The sequence below is a fragment of the Vibrio sp. Y176 genome, from assembly GCF_033438945.1.
In genome coordinates this window covers 1-533 of record NZ_JAWOQS010001102.1, presented here as the reverse complement: position 1 = coordinate 533, position 533 = coordinate 1, and the positions used below count along the sequence as shown (strand labels likewise).

Annotated in this window: 1 protein-coding gene; it reads left to right on the top strand. The window is 43.3% G+C overall.

The window, feature by feature from the left end; translation table 11 throughout:
- Nucleotides 1-533, top strand: a 533-nt coding sequence (locus R7O13_RS30430) for a peptide-methionine (R)-S-oxide reductase (RefSeq protein WP_318305665.1), incomplete at both ends; no start/stop codon positions are given.

Below are 533 nucleotides of genomic sequence, written 5' to 3'. Positions count from 1 at the left end.
CAGATCGCAGAGCAGTTTATGATGGAAATCGACAATGCGAAGATTTACCCAAAACCGCTTAAAACTGAGTTGATCAAGTTTGATACATTCTATCCAGCGGAAGAGTACCATCAGGATTACTACAAAAAGAGCAGCCTAAAGTACAAGTACTATCGTTACGCATCCGGTCGAGACAAATACTTGGATGAAGTGTTTGGTGACGATCGCAAAGAACATCCGAAAACACTGCGTCAGCTTATCGATGAGAAAAAGCTGCTGTCGAAGGTAAAAGCATACAACAAGCCGTCTCAATCGAAGATCAAGTCTACGTTGACTGAGTTGCAATACTACGTAACGCAAGAAGAAGGTACCGAGCGCCCGTTTGACAACGAATATTGGGACAATAAAGAAGCCGGTATTTACGTCGACATCGTAACTGGTGAGCCGTTGTTTTCTTCTACCGACAAGTACAAATCGGGTACGGGGTGGCCAAGTTTCACTAAGCCAATCAACCCAGGTTACATCGTCGAAAAAACCGATTACAAGTTGATTTA